The sequence below is a fragment of the Ureibacillus sp. 179-F W5.1 NHS genome (genome assembly GCF_045369345.1).
In the GTDB taxonomy this organism is placed as follows: Bacteria; Bacillota; Bacilli; order Bacillales_A; family Planococcaceae; genus Ureibacillus; species Ureibacillus halotolerans.
The window spans coordinates 1-21,128 of the sequence record NZ_JBIQFG010000013.1 but is presented as its reverse complement, the minus strand read 5'-3'; the positions used below and the strand labels follow the sequence as shown (position 1 = coordinate 21,128).

General features: G+C 35.3%; 17 protein-coding genes. 14 read left to right on the top strand and 3 right to left on the bottom strand.

Annotated elements, in window-relative coordinates:
* Nucleotides 1-12: 12 nt before the first annotated feature.
* The 4 genes from fliD (at nt 13) to hpf (ending at nt 3,913) form a co-directional block, all read left to right on the top strand.
* On the top strand, nt 13-2,241 hold the full coding sequence (gene fliD / locus ACH0B5_RS08135; protein WP_122971049.1) for a flagellar filament capping protein FliD: 2,229 nt from the start codon (nt 13-15) through the stop codon (nt 2,239-2,241).
* 28 nt (nt 2,242-2,269) lie between these two features.
* On the top strand, nt 2,270-2,629 hold the full coding sequence (fliT, locus tag ACH0B5_RS08130; protein ID WP_122971048.1) for a flagellar protein FliT: 360 nt from the start codon (nt 2,270-2,272) through the stop codon (nt 2,627-2,629).
* Nucleotides 2,630-2,720: 91 nt separating this feature from the next.
* Nucleotides 2,721-3,125, top strand: coding sequence for a flagellar export chaperone FliS (gene fliS, locus ACH0B5_RS08125; RefSeq protein ID WP_122971047.1), 405 nt, complete (start codon nt 2,721-2,723; stop codon nt 3,123-3,125).
* A gap of 230 nt (nt 3,126-3,355) precedes the next feature.
* The gene (gene hpf / locus ACH0B5_RS08120) at nt 3,356-3,913 is read left to right on the top strand and encodes a ribosome hibernation-promoting factor, HPF/YfiA family (protein ID WP_122971046.1); all 558 of its coding nucleotides are present in this window, start codon (nt 3,356-3,358) and stop codon (nt 3,911-3,913) included.
* A gap of 122 nt (nt 3,914-4,035) precedes the next feature.
* On the opposite strand, the gene ACH0B5_RS08115 is transcribed toward hpf, so the two are convergent.
* Complete coding sequence (locus ACH0B5_RS08115) at nt 4,036-4,923, bottom strand: DMT family transporter (RefSeq protein ID WP_122971045.1); 888 nt, start codon at nt 4,921-4,923, stop codon at nt 4,036-4,038.
* 178 nt (nt 4,924-5,101) lie between these two features.
* Complete coding sequence (locus ACH0B5_RS08110; RefSeq protein WP_406927685.1) at nt 5,102-5,530, bottom strand: VOC family protein; 429 nt, start codon at nt 5,528-5,530, stop codon at nt 5,102-5,104.
* A 209-nt stretch (nt 5,531-5,739) separates the two neighbouring features.
* Between ACH0B5_RS08110 and secA the strand changes: the two genes are divergently transcribed.
* The 3 genes from secA (at nt 5,740) to ACH0B5_RS08095 (ending at nt 10,137) form a co-directional block, all read left to right on the top strand.
* Nucleotides 5,740-8,244: a preprotein translocase subunit SecA gene (secA, locus tag ACH0B5_RS08105; RefSeq protein ID WP_122971043.1), complete on the top strand. Its 2,505-nt coding sequence runs from the start codon at nt 5,740-5,742 to the stop codon at nt 8,242-8,244.
* Nucleotides 8,245-8,338: 94 nt separating this feature from the next.
* A protein-coding gene (gene prfB / locus ACH0B5_RS08100) for a peptide chain release factor 2 (protein WP_122971076.1) occupies nt 8,339-9,443 on the top strand; the annotation gives its coding sequence in 2 pieces (ribosomal slippage) (nt 8,339-8,410 and nt 8,412-9,443; 1,104 coding nt in all).
* Between the two features lie 310 nt (nt 9,444-9,753).
* Nucleotides 9,754-10,137 (top strand): YhjD family protein, encoded by a 384-nt coding sequence (locus ACH0B5_RS08095; RefSeq protein ID WP_341361813.1) that lies wholly within the window; start codon nt 9,754-9,756, stop codon nt 10,135-10,137.
* On the opposite strand, the gene ACH0B5_RS08090 is transcribed toward ACH0B5_RS08095, so the two are convergent.
* Nucleotides 10,116-10,622: a competence protein ComK gene (locus ACH0B5_RS08090; protein WP_122971041.1), complete on the bottom strand. Its 507-nt coding sequence runs from the start codon at nt 10,620-10,622 to the stop codon at nt 10,116-10,118. The genes ACH0B5_RS08095 and ACH0B5_RS08090 overlap by 22 nt on opposite strands.
* Nucleotides 10,623-10,958: 336 nt before the next feature.
* Here ACH0B5_RS08090 and ACH0B5_RS08085 point away from each other — a divergent pair, with 336 nt between their 5' ends.
* From ACH0B5_RS08085 to ACH0B5_RS08055, 7 genes are all read left to right on the top strand, one after another.
* Nucleotides 10,959-11,225, top strand: coding sequence for an IDEAL domain-containing protein (locus tag ACH0B5_RS08085; RefSeq protein ID WP_122971040.1), 267 nt, complete (start codon nt 10,959-10,961; stop codon nt 11,223-11,225).
* Nucleotides 11,226-11,595: 370 nt separating this feature from the next.
* Nucleotides 11,596-13,578, top strand: coding sequence for an excinuclease ABC subunit UvrB (gene uvrB, locus ACH0B5_RS08080; RefSeq protein ID WP_122971039.1), 1,983 nt, complete (start codon nt 11,596-11,598; stop codon nt 13,576-13,578).
* A 6-nt stretch (nt 13,579-13,584) separates the two neighbouring features.
* A complete protein-coding gene (gene uvrA, locus ACH0B5_RS08075) occupies nt 13,585-16,452 on the top strand; it encodes an excinuclease ABC subunit UvrA (RefSeq protein WP_122971038.1) in 2,868 nt (955 codons plus the stop codon).
* Between the two features lie 92 nt (nt 16,453-16,544).
* Nucleotides 16,545-17,750 carry an SHOCT-like domain-containing protein gene (locus ACH0B5_RS08070; RefSeq protein WP_122971037.1) on the top strand — a complete coding sequence of 402 codons (1,206 nt, stop codon included), beginning with the start codon at nt 16,545-16,547 and terminating at the stop codon, nt 17,748-17,750.
* Nucleotides 17,751-18,074: 324 nt separating this feature from the next.
* On the top strand, nt 18,075-18,761 hold the full coding sequence (ftsE, locus tag ACH0B5_RS08065; protein ID WP_122971036.1) for a cell division ATP-binding protein FtsE: 687 nt from the start codon (nt 18,075-18,077) through the stop codon (nt 18,759-18,761).
* Nucleotides 18,751-19,647, top strand: coding sequence for a permease-like cell division protein FtsX (gene ftsX, locus ACH0B5_RS08060; RefSeq protein WP_122971035.1), 897 nt, complete (start codon nt 18,751-18,753; stop codon nt 19,645-19,647). The genes ftsE and ftsX overlap by 11 nt, the downstream gene beginning before the upstream one ends.
* Nucleotides 19,648-19,717: 70 nt before the next feature.
* Nucleotides 19,718-21,079, top strand: a complete 1,362-nt coding sequence (locus ACH0B5_RS08055; protein ID WP_406927708.1) for a murein hydrolase activator EnvC family protein — start codon at nt 19,718-19,720, stop codon at nt 21,077-21,079.
* Nucleotides 21,080-21,128 lie beyond the last annotated feature (49 nt).

The window sequence follows — 21,128 nt, the reverse complement described above, 5'->3', positions numbered from 1 at the left end:
GAGGGTATATAAATGGTAACACGTGTAGGTGGGTTAGCATCTGGTATGGACATTGACTCGATTGTTGAAAAGTTAATGTCTGCTGAAAAAGCGCCTTTAAACAAGCTTTATCAACAACAACAAAAATACGAATGGCAACGGGATGCCTATCGAGAAATTAATACAGCTTTAAGTTCTTTTGATGATTTTTTATTCGATAATTATCGTCTATCAAGTAACTTTTATAAAAAAACAGTAACATCTTCCAATTCATCCTATGTAACTGCAACGGCTAGTTCCTCTGCTACAGGTACTATTTCGATTGATGGTGTAAGTCAATTAGCGAAATCAGCACAAGGAGTAGGGTCAACGATTGTAGCTACAGGTTCAAGTAAAATTACCGATTTAACCGGTTTAGCAAGTGGTTCCAAATTTACTTTAAGTGCGATTAATAGTAGTGGTACATTAAGTTCAAAAGAATTTACAATTGATGCAAATGAAACAGTTGATTCATTAGTTAAAAAAATTAATAGTAGCGATATTGGCGTTACTGCCCTTTTCGAGAACGGCAAACTTTCCATTACTGCAAAAAATATGGGGGATATCGAAAATGGAGCCGAGGTAACTGTATCGGCTGGAACGGGTGCTACTTTATTTAATAAGCTTGGTTTTGGTGATCAAACTGGCAACTTTGATAGTAGTACTTCTCTTGATTTAGCTTCTGGTGGTCAAAATGCGATCTTTTCTATAAATGGAATTGCGACTGAAAGAAGTTCCAATACATTTACTATAAATGGTTATACAGTAACCCTTAGCTCGACTTTTAATAATCAGTCTATAACAGCAGATTACACAAAAAATATGTACAATAATTACATTATTGCTTCTTCTGAGTATAATGATGCAATGAATAATTTGGATGCTGCTCAAAATGATGTATCGGCAAAAAAATCAGCTTTAAGTTCGAACATTCGTTCAGCGATTGACTCAGTTGAAACAGATGATGCATTAAATGCTTATTTAATGAATTTAGGAGAAAACGGAGCAGAAAAATTAAAGAAACTTTCTTCTTTGAATTTTGAGGATCCGGCTGTGTTAAAAACAGAACTGGAAGGCTTATATTCTGCCGATAGTGAAACAAATTTATTTACTGAATCTGAAGTGGAACAGTTAAAAAAGATGTTCATTTCTGAGACAGAAGCAACAGGAGATGCAGAAGCTTCTATTTCATTCACTTCATCAGCTTCGATTTTCAAAGGTTTGGCAGATAATTTAAATGGTGAAACAGATCAAACTTTTACAGATGTTAAAGCTTATTTTGATGCAAACAAACAATTAGAAACAAGTATCGTTAATGCTGAAACAGCTACAAATAATTTGAATTCAGCAAAGTCTACTTTAAGTGATGCTTTAACGAAAAACTATGGAATTACATACGATTTTAATACGAATAAAGCTTACGATTCTTCTAATAATGAAGTTGATTTAAATTCGTTCTTAAATAATGAAATAAGTAATGCAACAACTATTAACCCTGTTACACTTACTTCATCAACAGACGTTGATGATATGGTGGACAAAATTAAAAAGTTTGTTGAAACTTATAATGGGCTTGTAACGACAATTAATAGCAAATTAAAAGAGAGCTATGATCGTAATTATCCACCGTTAACAGACGAGCAAAAAGAAGAAATGTCTGAAGACGAAATTGAAAAATGGGAAGCAAAAGCTAAATCAGGTTTGCTAAGAAATGATTCCATTTTAACGAACGGTTTATATGGTATGCGTAGCTCATTTATGAATTCTGTAGCAGGTTTAGGTGATGCTACAATGGATTCTTTAGCAGAAATAGGAATTACGACATCTTCCACTTACTCGGATGGTGGTAAACTAGTTATTGATGAAGATAAATTGCGTAGTGCTATCGAAAAAAATCCAGACCAAGTGGCATCTATGTTTACACAAACAGGTTCTGTTACAAAGGATGAAAATGGAAAAACTGTTGACTCGCGCGGAATAGCCCAACGATTACGTGACGAACTAAAAGAGTTTACAACAGACATTGAGAAAAAAGCAGGGAAATCAACTTCAACAAATGATACGTTTACTTTAGGAAAACGTTTGAATGAAGTAGATAGCAGTATCAAGAGATGGTTAGATAAGTTAGAAAACATTGAAGAGCGTTACTGGAGACAGTTCACGGCAATGGAATCGGCCATTAACAAAGCAAATAGCCAAGCAAGTCTTTTCCAAACAGCATAAATTAATTCCTTTTGATTGGAGTAGACCAATGGATAATACACAGCAACTTTTACAAATATCCGCGAAACTATTGAAACATTTAACGAACATTCCTAAAGGGGAAGAGCGTTCCGAATTTATTGATGAAATCAACGACATGTTGGATGAGCGCGGTACGATTGTTGAAAAGCTTCGACAAGAAGGCTTTCAAATGGATCCAACAAATAAACTTCATACCACTTTAGTAGAGTTGGATAGTGGGATTCGAGCACGCCTAGACGATACGATGAAACTTGTGAAGCAAGATATGAAAGATTTGCAACAATCAAAGAAACATGAAAAACAATATATGAATCCGTATGCATCCGTTCAAGTAATGGACGGCATGTATTACGATAAGAAAAAATAAAGTATTTGTTAGCCAATTCAATAAAAATGAATAGGTAGATAATTACTTGGTATGAAAACTATAATGTATCTCTCTAAAGGAGTGTCCCATATTGGCAGTACAAAATTCCGCACTTAATGCTTACAAACAAAACAGTGTGACAACTGCTTCGCCTGGAGAACTGACGTTAATGTTATATAACGGCTGTTTGAAGTTTTTAACGAAGGCAAAAAAAGCAATAGAAGAACAAAACATCCAAGAAAAAAATACAAACCTTCAAAAGGCTCAAGCTATTATTCAAGAGTTGATGTCCACTTTAAATATGGACTATGACATTTCGAAACAAATGCTTCCGTTATATGAATATATGAATCGCCGTCTAATGGAGGCAAATGTGAAAAATGATACGGTGATTATCGATGAAGTCATTGGGTTAACAACTGAGTTTCGTGATACTTGGAAACAAGTAATTCAAATTACTCGTCAACAACAATATAGTAATACACAACAAGTTTAATCGTTGTGCAGGAAACAAGTCTTACATTTGTAAGGCTTTTTCTTTTACTTTAGTTTTGTTACTTAGAAATTTTAACGTTACATTTACATGTTATATATGTATTTTCTCGGTATGTTAATTTTTTGTGAATAAAAATGTCGAAAGATGAAAAATATTCTTTTAAACTGGTAGGATTTTTTGAACCGATGGCGAATATATATTTACATAGGTGTAACAAAGGAGGAGTTTACATGATTAACTTTAACATTCGTGGTGAAAACATTGAGGTAACTCCAGCGATTCGCGACTACGTTGAAAATAAAATCGAGAAAATCGAACGTTATTTCAGCGAAGGTGTTAATGCAAACGCTAATGTCAATTTAAAAGTGTACAATGACAAGCAAACAAAGGTCGAAGTAACAATTCCTATGAAAAATGTCACACTTCGTGCAGAAGAACGTCATGATGATATGTATGCAGCAATCGATTTAATCGTTGACAAACTTGAGCGCCAAATTCGTAAACATAAAACAAAGGTTAACCGTAAATTCCGTGAACGTGAAGGGGCAGGTGTTTACTTTGCCCATGAAGTAGGGAACGGCATCGCAGCAACAACGACAGATGATGAGGAATTTACAGTAGTTCGAACAAAGCAATTTGACTTAAAACCGATGGATCAGGAAGAAGCTATTCTTCAAATGAATTTACTTGGTCATGATTTCTTCGTATATACAGACGCAGAATCGAACCATACGAACATCGTTTATAAACGCCGTGATGGAAAATATGGATTAATCGAAACAAACTAAAATAAATAGATAAGGACAAGAGTTCATTGTCTGCATTAAGAACCCTTATTATAATAAGGGTTCTTTTGTCTTTATGAAGAGGAAATACTCCTAAAGAATGACCCTTCCGGAGTATTTTCATTTTAAGCTGAAAGTTTTTTTCGTTGATAATTCACTAAATAAATACTCGTTCCTACGAGAATCATGCCAAAAAATAAGTTGATCGTAATCGTTTCATCTAAAAAAATGGCACTAATAATGACTGAAATAATCGGGACGATAAAAGTAAAAGCTCCTACTTTGCTCGCTTCTCCTTCATTTATTAATTTATAATAAAGGAATTGTGCAATGGCCATTCCTGCTGTTGATCCCCAAATAATGCTTGAAATAAGCTCACCGTTCCAACTAATGAGTTGCACATCTTCTACAATAAATCCAGCCGTTAATAAAAAGGCCCCACCGATAACTAGTTGCATAACGACCATCCAGTAAGGATCTACCTTCTCTTTATTTTTCTTTACATAAACAACGCCACTTGCCCATACTAGAGCGGTTGCAAGGGCTAGGGATACTCCTATAATGGAAAGGTGGATGGTCAGTCCTTCAATGCTCACAAGTAATATCCCAATAAATCCAATGATTAAGCCGATTATTTTCGTAATCGTCATCCCCTCTCCTAAAAACAACCATGCGAGGATGCCTAACAGTACAGGTTGAAAATAGACAAGAACGGAGAACAATCCACCCGGTAAATAAATAAGCCCAACTGTTTGGATTCCTAAATAAAGGACAATGTTCAATGTGGCAGAAATAGCATAGTAATGCCAGTTCTTCCGAAATTGGAGGATATAACGACTTTTCCATGCAATGAAAAATAAAAGAATGCCTCCAATAAAAGCTCTTATTCCTGCAAAAAGAAGGGGTGGCATAAAACTTACCCCATTTTTATAAATTGGCCAACTAACTCCCCAAATAACGATTAATAAAATTAACAATACATACGAAGTAAGCTTGGAACTCTCCTTCCCCACCCTTAACCCCTCTTTCTAGTTTGTTCATTCGGTAGTAACTTCTCTCTAATATATGTTAAGAATTTGAATTGGGTAGAATGGAAGAAACAATGGGAGCAAACAGTCGTACGAATATGTAGTTAGGAAAAATAAAAGCCTTTATTCCAATGATATGCGGGAATAAAGGCCGTTTTTTGATTTATTGTTCTTTACTTTCTAGACTTAGTTGCCATTCGATGCCAAATTTGTCCACTACTTGGCCATAACATTTGCTCCAGAAAGTTTCTTGTAGTTCCATGTTCACTTTCCCACCTTCTTTTAAACCATCAAAGGCAGAACGAATCAACTCTTCATCTTCACTTACAACGGCTATTGTAATATTGTTTCCTACAGTAAAAGGAGAGCCAGGCCATGTATCTGAAAACATCACTTTGCTGCCAGCAATTTCCAAGTTTGCATGCATGACTAAATGTTTCGCTTCCTCTGGAATCGTATGATTTGGATCCGGTGGAGCATCACCGAAAGACATAATGTTCTGTTCCTCTGTTTTAAAAACTTTTGCATAAAATTCTACTGCTTCTCGACAATTTCCATTGAAAACGAAATATAATTGAATTGCCACTTCCATCTCTCCTTACAATATAATTATGGTTCTAATTGTATTTCTATAAGATTCATCTTTTATCCTTCTTCACGAAATGTTTAATTTTTATACTTCTTTCAAAGAAAACTTTCTGGAGGTTAGTTACATTCGTCGAAAATAGGAAGGGTATTTGCACCTACTATATAGGTAGTGATAAAATATGTATTAAGACTATATGGGAAGTGAAAAATTTCATGGCTAACATTTTAAATAAAATATTTGATCTTAACAAAAAAGAAATTAAAAAATTAAACAAAATTGCTGATCAAGTCGAAGCTCTAGCTTCTCAGATGGAACAGTTAAGTGACGAAGACTTAAAAGAAAAAACGACTGAATTCAAAGAGCGTTATCAAAATGGGGAGACATTGGAGCAGTTACTTCCAGAAGCCTTCGCCGTATGTCGGGAAGCATCTCGTCGTGTACTAGGGATGTATCCATTCCGCGTTCAAATTATGGGTGCTGCTACATTAAATGAAGGTAATATTGCCGAGATGAAAACCGGGGAAGGGAAAACATTAACTTCTACAATGGCGGTCTATTTAAACGCTATAACTGGGAAAGGTGTACATGTTGTAACAGTCAATGAATATCTTGCTAGCCGTGACGCTAATGAAATGGGTCAATTATATAATTTCCTAGGTTTAACGGTAGGGTTAAATTTAAATAGCCTATCGAAAGAAGAAAAACGTGAAGCCTATGCTGCTGATATTACATATAGTACGAACAATGAACTTGGTTTTGACTATTTACGTGATAACATGGTGCTTTATAAAGAAGAGCGAGTACAACGACCTCTTTATTACGCTGTAATTGACGAAGTTGACTCCATCTTAATTGATGAAGCACGTACGCCTTTAATTATTTCAGGTCAAGCAGGGAAAACTGCCCAGCTTTATGTTCAATCGAATATGTTTGTTCGCTTGTTAAAAGCAGAAGAAGATTACACTTATGATGAAACAACAAAAGGGGTTACATTAACGGAAACTGGTATTGCTAAAGCAGAAAAGGCTTTTAATATTGATAACCTATTTGATTTATCCCATGTAAGATTACTCCATGCTATCAACCAATCATTAAAAGCCCATGTTTCTATGCATCGCGATGTTGATTATGTCGTTCAAGATGGAGAAATTGTCATTGTCGATGGATTTACAGGACGTTTAATGAAAGGACGCCGTTATTCTGACGGTCTACACCAAGCAATTGAAGCAAAAGAAGGTGTAGATATTCAAAATGAATCAATGACGATGGCAACGATCACGTTCCAAAACTACTTCCGTATGTATGAGAAACTGGCTGGTATGACCGGAACAGCAAAAACGGAAGAAGAAGAGTTCCGTAATATTTACAATATGCAAGTAGTTGTCATTCCTACAAACAAACCAATTGCCCGTGAAGATAGACCGGATTTAATTTTTGCTACGATGAATGGGAAATTTAATGCGGTTGCCGCTGAAATTGCGGAACGTCATAAAAAAGGGCAACCAGTTTTAGTTGGGACAGTGGCGATTGAAACGTCTGAAATCATTTCGAAATTACTAGATAAACATAAAATTCCTCACAATGTTTTGAACGCGAAAAATCATGAGCGGGAAGCTGAAATTATTGCTAATGCGGGGAATAAAGGTGCTGTAACGATTGCAACGAACATGGCTGGTCGTGGTACTGACATTAAATTAGGAGATGGCGTTTTAGAGCTTGGAGGCTTGGCTGTCATTGGTACGGAACGTCACGAATCCCGTCGTATTGATAATCAGCTGCGCGGTCGTTCTGGACGTCAAGGGGATCCTGGTGTTACCCAATTCTACTTATCTTTAGAAGATGATTTAATGCGTCGCTTCGGCTCAGATAAAATGAAAGCGATGATGACGAGACTTGGTATGGATGATACTCAACCTATCCAATCAGGAATGGTATCAAAAGCGGTTGAATCTGCACAAAAACGAGTTGAAGGTAATAACTTCGATGCTCGTAAACGTTTATTACAATATGATGATGTACTTCGTCAACAACGGGAAGTTATTTACAAAGAGCGCCGTGATGTTCTTGAAACGGAAAATATGCGTTCTTTAGTTGAGGCGATGATTCAAGAGTCTATTGAAAATATCGTCGCTGTTCATACACAAGGCGAACAAAAAGATTGGAATTTAAAAGCCCTCGAAGATTACATTCAAGCAAATTTATTAGAAGAGGGAGCTATTAAAGCGAGCGATCTTGAAGGAAAATCACCTGAAGAGATGATTCAATATATTTATGCAGAAGTTCAAAAACGTTATGATGAAAAAGAACAACAGTTATCTCCTGAACGTATGCGTGAATTTGAAAAGGTTATTTTACTTCGTTCAATTGATACGAAATGGATTGATCATATTGATGCGATGGATCAATTACGTCAAGGTATCCATTTACGTGCTTATGGTCAAAATGATCCGTTACGCGAATATGAACAAGAAGGATTTGCAATGTTTGAAGATATGATTGCTTCTATTCGTGAAGATGTAACGAAATATGCACTGAAAGCCCAAATTCGCAACAATTTAGAACGGGAAGAGGTTGCAAAAGGACAGGCAGTTAATCCGAAAGAAGAAGCTGCACCGAAGAAAAAACAACCGATTCGTAAATCCGATACAATTGGCCGTAACGATCCATGCCCATGCGGTAGCGGCAAAAAATACAAAAACTGCCATGGTGTAGAGTAAATCGAAGACCCTTTATTTATGAACTTGAACCGTAGTCATCTTATGATGGTACGGTTCTCTCAATTTAATTATATAGTACGGAGGATTTTTAATGATTGAATTATCAGATGTAAGAAACACGTTGGAAACTACAGCCTCAAAATTGGCGGACTTCAGGGGGTCTCTTTGACTTAGAAAACAAAGAGGCGCGTATTCAAGAATTGGATGAAATGATGCTGATGCCGGATTTTTGGAATGACCAAAACGCGGCACAAACAGTCATCAATGAAGCAAACGGTTTAAAAGCAATCGTTAATGAATTTAATGACTTGATTATGACCCATGAAAATTTAGAAATGACGTTAGAACTTTTAAAAGAAGAGCCGGATGAAGATTTACAATCCGAACTAGGTAATGAATTAGAAGAGTTTCAACGGAAAATGGATCAGTTTGAGCTTCAAATGCTTTTAAGTGAACCATACGATAAAAATAATGCAATTTTAGAACTTCACCCAGGTGCTGGTGGAACCGAATCTCAAGATTGGGGTTCGATGTTATTACGTATGTACACTCGTTGGGCTGAAAAACGTGGCTTTAAAGTAGAAACAATGGATTACTTGCCAGGTGATGAAGCCGGTATAAAATCTGTTACTTTATTAATTCAGGGACATAACGCATATGGCTATTTAAAGGCGGAAAAGGGCGTACATCGTTTAGTACGTATTTCACCCTTTGACTCAGCTGGACGTCGTCATACTTCCTTTGTTTCCTGTGATGTAATGCCAGAGTTTAATAATGAAATTGAAATCGAAGTTCGAACGGAAGATTTAAAAATTGATACGTATCGTGCAACTGGTGCTGGTGGTCAGCACATTAATACGACGGACTCAGCTGTTCGTATTACGCACATTCCTACAGGCGTAGTTGTTTCTTGCCAAGCAGAGCGGTCTCAAATTAAAAACCGTGAAAAAGCGATGAGTATGTTAAAAGCAAAGTTATACCAACTTGAAATTGAGAAACAACAAGCTGAATTGGCTGCTATTCGTGGAGAACAGAAAGAAATTGGTTGGGGTTCTCAAATTCGTTCTTATGTATTCCACCCTTATTCAATGGTAAAAGACCACCGTACAAATTTTGAAACAGGTAATGTTCAAGGGGTAATGGACGGAGATTTAGATGATTTCATCAACGCCTTCTTACGTTCACGTATTGGACAGTAATAATTACTTCAAAACCTTTTCGATAAGGATGAAATTCCTTGATCGAAAAGGTTTTTATTATTTTATATTTATTTGTCTAATAATAAGAGATAGATCGTATTTTCTGAATGACTCTTAGATGTATTTTATTCATCGGTTATTAGCAAATAGAGTTAATTCATATTTTTAACTATAAAGTATTGCTTTTCTCTCGAAAGATCATCCTCTTTAGACATACTATTATTTTCCTGTATTCTGTAATTGCATTTTTTAAAATTTGTTGTAATATAATAATAAGAACAAGTGTTCTACTGTTTAGGAGGGTTTTTTAATGGCACATATTCCCATTGAAACTGTCCCATATCTAGAAGCGGCCATCTATTTACCAATGTTATTAATCGTTTTAGAAAAAGACCATGCACAAATAGAAAATGGACAGTTTAAGTTAAAGCGTCCCTATATTTATTTAATTGATGAAGCAAGAAGATACGCAGAAGATGATTTAAAAAAAACAAAGGATTATTTGAAAAATCATCAGCTTAGAGTTGTTCAAGGAAACCGCGATGAATTATTTACTGAGTACCAATTCCATTATATGAAAATAATGGAAGTTAGAAGATATTCAAATATACGACTTCGAAATCAAGTTGAAGATTTGCTTAAATTATATTTAAATAAAGCTTCAACAATTACTCAAAAGGGTAATTCATTTTGAATGATCAGTCGCTGGTTAGCAGCATATTTTTGCAGCATTGTTGCGCATACGTATTGGGAACAGAAGGATGAGTAATTAATTTGTAGAACGAGTTCTTTTCCATTTTTTAAAGTAATTTCGGTAAAGTCTTTTAAACGGCGTATATTAATAATCGCATGAAGTCCAATCCAAACATTACTAGGCGACGCAGGAGATAGAAGCGGGAAGAAGACACAAGGTATCCCATAATCATGAGAAATAATGATAGGCAATTTATGTTTCTCTTTACCAAAGAAACGTTTCGCAACCATACGTGCTGCATTATAATTACTGCCCATTGCATAACAGGATTTTCTTACTATGTAAAGAGGTTTTCTTTCGACAATAATTTCTCCGTTTTTATCGTAAACGCGAGAGTATAGTTTTTCTCCATGTTCCATAGGTTCGATTAAATAAGTATTAAATGAGATATGATAAGAATTAACAACATTTACATCTTCCAACATAAACATCCTCCTTTTCAATATCTAATTAATGCTATATAACCGATTTAAGAAAATCATAATATGATATTAGAACTATTTCAATGGGAAATTTTGAAAAATTCTTAAATTTAAATTTCTCCGTTTTTAATTAAATAAAAATAAAATTTTAAATAATAAATGGAAGGAATAATTTATTCAAAAGTCCTCAATCTATTAATTCTGTTGGCTAATATGTAAGGAAATCATATAAATTGTTACTAACACCAATTTAAGAAAAAATCACATATTTTTCAGAATATATTGCAAATTGATAACCGATTTTTTATAATAGAAAAAAGGGAATCGGGGTGATTATCGATGGATAAATATTATTCATACACAGATTTTCTTAAGGCAGTTGGACACTATCAACATGCAAACGAATCTGAAAAATTATTGAATGACATTTATTTGGACTTGTTTTTAAACCGCATGCAAAGATTGCAAAGAATTGAACAGTTGAAAGATCTCATCGATAGTGCATTAGATGAAAGAAATGAAGACGCGTTTTATACTTATACAAAAGAGCTTAATGAGTTACAAGAATCTCAAGAGTTGGACGAATCGCAAGAGACATTAATGTAACATAATGCCAAGTTTTATAAGCCACCTAAAGAGTTGTTGTCTAAATCCGAATGTAACATTTGGGTAGACAATTAACTTAAAGGTGGTTTATTTGTTTTCCTATATATTTTTATATAAAAAGCAGTCTTCGTTGATGAAATAGTAGAAAAATTTATAAGCAGATTATAGCGTCGATCCTTGCAGTAAATGTTTACATGGATCGTCGTTTTTCTTTTATAAGTTTTAATAATCCAATCTATGGTAAAAATTAGTATTAGATATATGATCAATAATCTTTTTAAGAATGTACGTTCGCTTATTAATCGTATTTTTCGATTGGTTATGCTAAAATTTATTCATAGAACATTTGGGTGGAAAGGACGAACGATAAATGACCGAAACTTTTGAATTGCATTCTGCCTATAAACCGAGTGGGGATCAGCCTAATGCTATTGTAGAACTTGTTAAAGGAATAAAAGAGGGCAAAAGACATCAGACATTACTCGGGGCTACTGGTACAGGGAAAACATTTACAATTTCTAACGTTATTAAAGAAGTGAAGAAGCCAACCCTCGTCATTGCCCATAATAAAACATTGGCAGGTCAGCTTTATAGTGAATTTAAACAATTTTTCCCAAATAATGCGGTAGAATATTTTGTTAGTTACTACGATTATTATCAACCAGAAGCGTATGTACCACAAACCGATACATACATTGAAAAAGATTCAAGCATTAATGATGAAATTGACAAATTAAGACACTCGGCAACATCCTCATTATTTGAGAGAGAGGATGTTATCATTATTGCTTCTGTTTCCTGTATTTATGGTTTAGGGAATCCAGAGGAATATCGTGAAATGGTTGTTTCACTGCGAACTGGAATGGAAATAGAACGTAATCAATTACTACGAAAATTAGTAGATATTCAATATGAAAGAAACGATGTGAACTTTACCCGTGGGACGTTCCGTGTTCGTGGGGACGTGGTCGAAATATTCCCAGCATCACGGGATGAGAAATGTATTCGAGTTGAATTGTTCGGTGATGAGATTGAGCGAATCCGAGAAGTGGATGCTTTAACAGGAGAAATTATAGGCGACCGGGAACATGTAGCGATTTTCCCAGCTTCCCACTTCGTTACCCGGGAAGAAAAGATGCGGAAGGCGATTGAAAATATTGAAAAGGAACTTGAACAACAGTTAGCCAAATTCCGAGCAGAAGATAAATTGCTTGAAGCGCAACGTCTTGAACAACGAACAAATTACGATTTAGAAATGATGCGGGAAATGGGTTTTTGTTCGGGAGTTGAAAATTACTCCCGTCACTTAACGTTGAGAGAAGCAGGGGCAACACCATATACGTTGCTTGATTACTTCCCAAAAGATTTTTTATTAGTAGTTGATGAAAGTCATGTTACATTGCCACAAATACGAGGAATGTATAATGGAGACCAAGCTCGTAAAAACGTATTAGTAGAGCATGGATTCCGTTTACCTTCTGCATTGGATAATAGACCGTTAAAATTTGAAGAATTTGAACAACATATTCATCAAGCAATCTATGTATCCGCCACACCTGGACCATATGAGATAGAGCATACACCAGAAATGGTAGAACAAATTATACGACCAACTGGATTATTAGATCCAACAATCGATGTACGTCCAATAGAAGGACAAATCGATGACTTAATCGATGAAATTAACGAACGAACAAAAAGACAAGAACGAGTACTTGTTACGACATTAACAAAGAAAATGGCCGAAGATTTGACAGATTACTTTAAAGAAATGGGGATTAAAGTAGAATATCTTCATTCAGAAGTAAAAACGCTAGACCGAATCGAAATAATAAGAGAACTTCGAAAAGGAACATATGACGTATTAGTTGGAATCAACCTATTGCGGGAAGGACTAGATATTCCTGAAGTATCCCTTGTAGCTATATTGGATGCAGATAAGGAAGGTTTTTTACGTTCTGAACGATCATTAATTCAAACAATTGGTCGTGCAGCTCGAAATGCTAACGGTCATGTCATTATGTATGCAGATCATATAACAGATTCGATGAAAAAAGCGATTGATGAAACAAAACGCCGTCGAACTATTCAAGAAGCATATAACAAAGAGCATGGCATTACACCAAAAACAATTCAGAAGAAAATACCAGAATTAATTCGAGCTACACAAGCGGCAGAAGAGGAAGAAACTTACGTTACTAAAGTAACGAAAGGTAAGAAAATGACGAAATCTGAAATCGAAAAACTGATTGCATCTTTAGAATTAGAAATGAAGGAAGCTGCGAAAGCCCTTGATTTTGAACGTGCAGCAGAATTGAGAGATACGATATTTGAGTTGAAGGTGGAAGGGTGATCAATAGTGAAAAATACTGAAATTGTTGTACAAGGTGCACGTTCAAATAATTTGAAAAATGTTAATGTAACGATACCACGAGATAAGCTAGTTGTAATAACTGGGTTATCTGGTTCTGGTAAATCGTCCCTTGCATTCGATACGATTTATGCTGAAGGGCAACGCCGGTACGTAGAATCCCTTTCGGCCTATGCCCGTCAATTTTTAGGTCAAATGGACAAGCCGGACGTTGACTTAATTGAAGGGTTATCACCTGCTATTTCCATCGACCAAAAGACAACTAGTCGAAATCCACGTTCAACAGTAGGGACGGTTACGGAAATTTACGATTATTTACGATTACTATTTGCTCGAATTGGAAAACCAATTTGTCCAAATCACGGAACTGAAATTGCTTCCCAAACAATCGAACAAATGGTAGATCGCTTATTGGAATATCCAGAACGTACGAAAATGCAGCTATTCGCACCAATCGTATCGGGTCGAAAGGGAACCCATGTTAAACTAATTGAAGATTTGAAAAAACAAGGATTTGTTCGTGTTCGAATAGATGGAGAAATGCGGGATTTAGATGATTCCATTGAACTTGATAAAAATAAAAAACATAATATTGAAGTAGTAGTCGATCGAATCGTTATTAAAGAAGGGATTTCGTCCCGTTTAAGTGACTCTTTAGAAACAGCATGTAAACTAGCTGATGGAAAAGTGATAGTGGATGTGATGGAACATGAAGAGTTATTATTTAGTGAACATCATGCTTGTCCGTTGTGTGGTTTTTCCATCGGTGAACTAGAGCCTCGTATGTTTTCATTTAACAGTCCCTTTGGCGCTTGCCCATCTTGTGACGGATTAGGAACAAAACAAGAGGTAGATCTTGATTTATTAATTCCTGATTGGGAAAAGACTTTGGAAGAACATGCGATTGCTGCTTGGGAGCCAACAAGTTCCCAATATTACCCACAACTTTTAAAAGCCGTTTGTGATCACTATGGTATCCCAATGGATGTACCGGTGTCACAAATACCGAAAAGCCAAATGGATAAAATTTTATATGGTTCTGGGAAGGAAAAAATCCATTTCCATTATGAAAGTGAATACGGCAGTGTCCATGATAAGGAAATAGAATTTGAAGGAGTTATTCGTAATATTGAACGACGTTACCGTGATTCTACTTCCGATTACGTAAAGGAACAAATGGAAAAATATATGACCCAACAACCATGTCCAACGTGTAAAGGGTATCGATTAAAGCCGGAAACATTAGCTGTAAAAGTAGAAGGGTTACACATTGCTGAAGCAACCGAGCATTCGATTGGGGATATGTATGAATTTTTCTCTACATTAAACCTTTCAGAAAAGGAAATGCAAATTGCCCGATTAATCATCCGTGAAATTACTGAGCGATTGAGCTTCCTTATAAATGTTGGGCTAGATTATTTAACGCTATCAAGGGCAGCTGGCACACTATCTGGTGGAGAAGCGCAACGAATTCGACTTGCTACACAAATCGGTTCCCGTTTAACAGGGGTATTATACATTTTGGACGAACCTTCAATCGGACTCCATCAACGAGATAATGACCGACTTATCGCAACAATGAAAGAAATGAGGGATTTAGGTAATACATTAATTGTCGTTGAACATGATGAGGATACGATGTTAGCCGCTGATTACCTAATCGATGTTGGTCCTGGTGCTGGTGTTCACGGCGGAGAAATTGTAGCTTCTGGAACACCTTTGGAAGTGATGAAAAACGCTTCATCGATTACAGGACAATATTTAAGCGGAAGCAAATTTATTCCACTTCCGATTGAACGAAGAAAATTGGATGGACGTAAACTAACGATTAAAGGGGCAACAGAAAATAATTTAAAAAATGTAAGTGTTGATATTCCTTTAGGACAATTTATTGCCGTTACGGGTGTATCAGGTTCTGGAAAATCTACATTAATTAATGAAATTTTATATAAAGCCCTTGCTCAAAAATTGAATCGTGCCCGCTCAAAACCAGGTGCCCATAAAGACATATCAGGAATCGAACATTTAGACAAAGTAATAGATATTGATCAATCACCAATTGGTCGTACACCGCGTTCAAATCCTGCAACGTATACAGGTGTATTTGATGATATTCGTGATTTATTTGCTTCAACAAATGAAGCGAAAGTTCGTGGTTATAAAAAGGGCCGTTTTAGTTTTAATGTAAAAGGTGGCCGCTGTGAAGCATGTCGTGGTGATGGCATTATTAAAATTGAAATGCATTTTTTACCTGACGTCTATGTTCCATGTGAAGTTTGTCATGGGAAACGATATAATCGTGAAACTTTAGAAGTTCGTTATAAAGAAAAAAATATTGCTGAACTACTAGATATGACAATTGAAGATGCGGTTGTATTTTTCGAAAATGTCCCTAAAATTCAAAGAAAACTACAAACGATCGTTGATGTAGGATTAGGTTATATGAAACTCGGACAACCTGCCACTACATTATCAGGCGGGGAGGCACAACGGGTTAAATTGGCATCAGAATTACATCGACGATCCACTGGAAAATCGTTTTATATTTTAGATGAACCAACAACGGGTTTACATGCTCATGATATAGCCCGTCTTTTAAAAGTATTACAAAGGCTTGTAGATAATGGTGATACCGTTCTTGTCATTGAACATAATTTAGATGTTATTAAAACAGCAGATTATATTATCGACCTTGGACCAGAAGGGGGAGAAAATGGCGGTACGATTATCGCTACAGGCACTCCAGAGGAAATAGCGAATCATGAAAAATCCTATACTGGTCAATATTTAAAACCTATATTAGAGAGAGACAGAAAACGGATGGAAACTCTTTTAGCCGAAGCTTCTAACAAATAATCGTCGACAATTGTCTATCATAAAAGAGAAATGAAACTTTTTAGCCACCCTCTTCGTATATTAAGTATACAAAGTAGAGGGAGGCTTTTTTTATGGAAAATGAACGTAAACGCATTTTAAAATTAGTTGAAAATGGAACAATCTCCGCTGAAGAAGCGATTGTTTTACTTGAGGCGTTAACAAAAGAAAAGGATTCCACACAAGTAACGAATGTACCTCTAACGACAAATACGGAAAAGACAAATGATTCAGAGCAAAAGGAAACTTCCCAACATACAGAAGAAGAATCGAAAAAAACAGGATTTGAAGATATATTTGGCAAAGCATTTCACAATAAAGAAACAAATAAGAAAATGGATGAATTTATGAATGATTTAAAACAAGATTTATCCCAATTTAGTAATCGGGTAGTTGGGCTGATGAATTCTACGTTTTCGAAAATAAAAGACTTTGATTTCGAATTTCCTTTTGGAGAAAAGGTACAATTCATGAAAACCTATGCTTATGAATCCGATGAAATAAAAGGTGTTGAAATAGACATACCGAATGGGAAAGTCGATATCATCAAATCGGAAGATAATCAATTTTTAGTAGAAGCCCAAGTAAAAACATCTGTGAATGATCATAATGAAGAAAAAACAAAAGAACAATTTGAACAACAATTAGTTCAACTAGTAAACGGGAAATTAACGATCTCAGTTTCGACAAAAATGTCTCAAGTTTCTCTACGTTTAGTTGTACCTGAGAAACTATATGACGTAGTTTTAGTACGTTTATTAAATGGTTCTGTTACAGTTCAAAGCCTCGATGCAAAATTAATAAAGTTAAAAACGTATAATGGGACAATTAAAGTAAATCATACATCCTTTGAACATGCGTCAATTGAGACAGGGAATGGATCCATTGAACTCCGTGATGTCATAGGAGAAGATTTAGAAACGGAAACAGTAAACGGACGTATTTATATCGATGGAGAACTTAAAGAAGTTGAAGCAGAGTCGGTTAACGGTACACTAGTTATAACGACAAATGCAAAAGATGCACGTAAAGTAAAAGCACAAACAGTAGCTGGAGCTGTTGAGCTATATGTACCAAAAACAATATCTGTTGATGGGCAAGTAACAACTAACTTTGGAAAAGCAGATGTTGGCCTTTCTGATGTAGTCATTCGATCAGAAGAAGATCAATTTTTACTTAAAACATTGTATTTTGAGAAATTAATCGAAGATGCCAATATTTTAAAACTATCTGGCGAATCTCGTACAGGAAGCATAATCGTTCGATATATTGCTGAGTAAATCTATATTAATAAAAATTTCCATTTCAACCTAAAAGTGTTAGACAATAATCTAACATTTTTAGGTTTTTTTACTCTACTAAAGAACTATAAAAATTTTGTCAATTTTTAAGATGATAGGTTAGAAAATAATATGAAGAAATTGTAAAAGATAGAAAAAAGTAATTCGGAAATACTAAAAAAATGTAATATATTGACTAAAATAGGTAGATGGACTCTAAATATGAAACGAAAATGTAATAAAAATAAAGAAAAGGAATGCTATAATAGATAATGTGTGAATGAATAGATAATGAATTTAATATGAATATAGGTGGTTTAATTAATGATACAGATGAATAACGTCGTGAAGAAATATCCGAATGGTGTTGTCGCAGCTAACGGAATTTCAGTTGATATAAAACAAGGTGAATTTGTCTATGTGGTTGGACCAAGCGGTGCGGGAAAATCTACTTTCATTAAATTGATGTATCGTGAAGAAAAACCAACATCCGGTGAAGTAATTATCGCTGGTACAAATTTAACAACTTTAAAAAATCGACAAGTACCATATTTAAGACGGCAGCTTGGTGTTGTATTCCAAGACTTTAAATTGTTACCAAGATTAAATGTTTATGAGAATGTGGCGTTTGCCCTTGAAGTAATCGAAGAACATCCAAAGACCATTCGTAAACAAGTAATGGATGTATTAGATTTAGTTGGTCTAAAACATAAAGTTCGCATGTTCCCAAACGAACTTTCCGGCGGTGAACAACAACGTGTCTCAATTGCACGATCTATTGTAAACATGCCGAAAGTTGTTATTGCGGACGAGCCTACAGGAAACTTAGACCCTGAAACTTCATGGGAAATTATGAACATTTTTGAAGAAATTAATGCCCGTGGAACAACAGTTGTGATGGCTACTCACAACAGAGAAATTGTAAATGCAATTCGTAAACGAGTAATTGCAATAGAAGGCGGCTTAATCGTCCGTGACGTAGACGGAGGTGATTACGGTTATGAAGGGTAGAACGATTAAACGGCACTTCCGAGAAAGTTTTAAAACACTTAGTCGTAATGGTTGGATGACATTTGCTTCCATTAGTGCTGTAACCGTAACATTACTTTTAGTTGGTGTTTTTACAATCATCATGATGAACTTAAACAAAGTAGCGGATGATATTGAAAACGATGTAGAAATAAAAGTATTAATTGACATAATTGATGATCCAAATCAAGCAAAACAAGCTGAAGATAAATTAATTAGTGAAATAAAAAATTTACCAGATGTGAAAGAAGTGCAGTATTCCTCAAAAGAAAATGAATTGAATCTATTAATAGAGGACTTCGGTGATGATTTAAGCTTATTCGAACAAAGTAATCCATTACGAAACGTTCTATATGTAAAAGCTACAGATCCACAACAAACTGCCAAAGTTGCAAAGAAAATTGATGATTTGGAAAATACATATGAAGTTGTGTATGGTGAGGGCAAAGTAGAGAAACTATTTAGCTTCTTAAATACAAGTAGAAATGTTGGCCTAGTATTAATTGTAGGCTTACTATTTACAGCTATTTTCTTAATTTCAAATACAATTCGTATTACGATTATTGCCCGCAAGGACGAAATTGAAATTATGAAACTAGTAGGTGCGACAAATTCATTTGTAAGAATTCCATTTGTTTTAGAAGGAATGTGGCTTGGAGTATTAGGTTCAATACTTCCAATCGCTGTTGTATCAATTGTTTATTATAACGTATTTAACGTATTACAACCTAGATTGCACGGTGAGTTAGTACAACTGTTAGATGTAACACCGTTACTATATCAAGTAAATGCATTAATTTTAGTGCTTGGTATTTTCATAGGAATTTGGGGAAGTTTCATGTCCGTTAGAAAGTTCTTAAAGATCTAACGGTCAATTACATAGGCGAAAAAAGTTGAATAATGTGCATTTAAGTTGAAAGGAGTCATCTTTTGTGAAAATGAGAAAAAAGACGTTTCCAGTATTTGCTTCAGCAGTGGCATTAGTATTTGCTATTCAAATGCCAGCTACATATGCTGAAAGTTTATCAGAGTTAAAAAATGAAAAATCAGAAATTGAAAGCCAAAAAAATGAGTTAAAAAGCCAAATTAATGAAAAATCTTCTGAAATTAATGTTTTAGAGGACAAGCAAAATCAATTGATTGCTCAAATTTCCAATTTAAACAATGAAATCTCAAAAACGGATAATGAAATTGCTGCTGTTGAAACTGAAATTACAGAAGCAACAGAGAAAATTGAAACGTTAAAAAAGGAAATAAAAGCCCTTGAAGAAAAAATCGAACAACGGGACAAGCTACTTGAAGAACGTGCACGCGCACTTCAAGCAAATGGTTCTGTTAGTTACATCGATGTTTTATTAGGTGCTAATAGTTTCGTAGATTTCATTGACCGTTTCTCAGCAGTTAATACGTTAATGGATGCAGACCGTCAAATTATTAAAGAGCAAAAAGAAGATCAGGAAAAGCTAGATCAACAAAAGGTAACCGTTGAAAAAACGAAAGATGAATTAGAATCAAATAAATCAAGGCTAGAAAGTTTAAAGTCTTCCCTTGATTCTCAAAAAGCTGAGAAAGATAGACTAGTAAAAGAACTTGAGCAAGAACAAACGCAAATTTCCAGTGAGAAGCAACAATTAGAAGAGCATTATGAAGAAGCGGTTGAAATTAGTGATGAGATCAATGCTCAAATCGCTGCTGAACAAAAAAGACTACTAGAGATTGCTCGTCAACAAGAGCTACAAAAGAAAAAAGAAGCTGAAAATGCTAAAAAGAATAATAGTAGCAACAGCGGAAGCAGTAATAGCGGAAGTAGCAACAGCGGAAGCAGTAATAGCGGAAGTAGCAACAGTGGAAGTAGTAACAGTGGTTCAGCACCAGCTGTATCATCCGGAAATTGGACAAAACCTGCAAATGGTCGATACAGTAGCCCATATGGCGTTCGAATTCACCCAATTACAGGGGAACGTAAAATGCATTACGGAATCGATTTATCCAATAGTACAGGGACTCCAATCGTAGCAGCAGCAGATGGTGTTGTAAGTTATGCAGCACCTTTATCCACTTATGGTAATGTTGTTATGATTACGCATTCCATTGATGGACAAATTTTCACTTCTCTTTATGCACATTTAAGTTCAATTCATGTAAGTGTTGGTACTCAAGTATCAAAAGGTCAACATATCGCTGCCATGGGTAGTACTGGGGCATCAACAGGTCCACACTTACACTTTGAAATTCATATTGGAACTTGGGTAAGACAAAGTGTTGGCAGTGTAAACCCATTAAACTACATTCCTTTATAAAAAGTTAAACAAGCAGACGATGTTGTGTGTTCACAACAAGTCTGCTTTT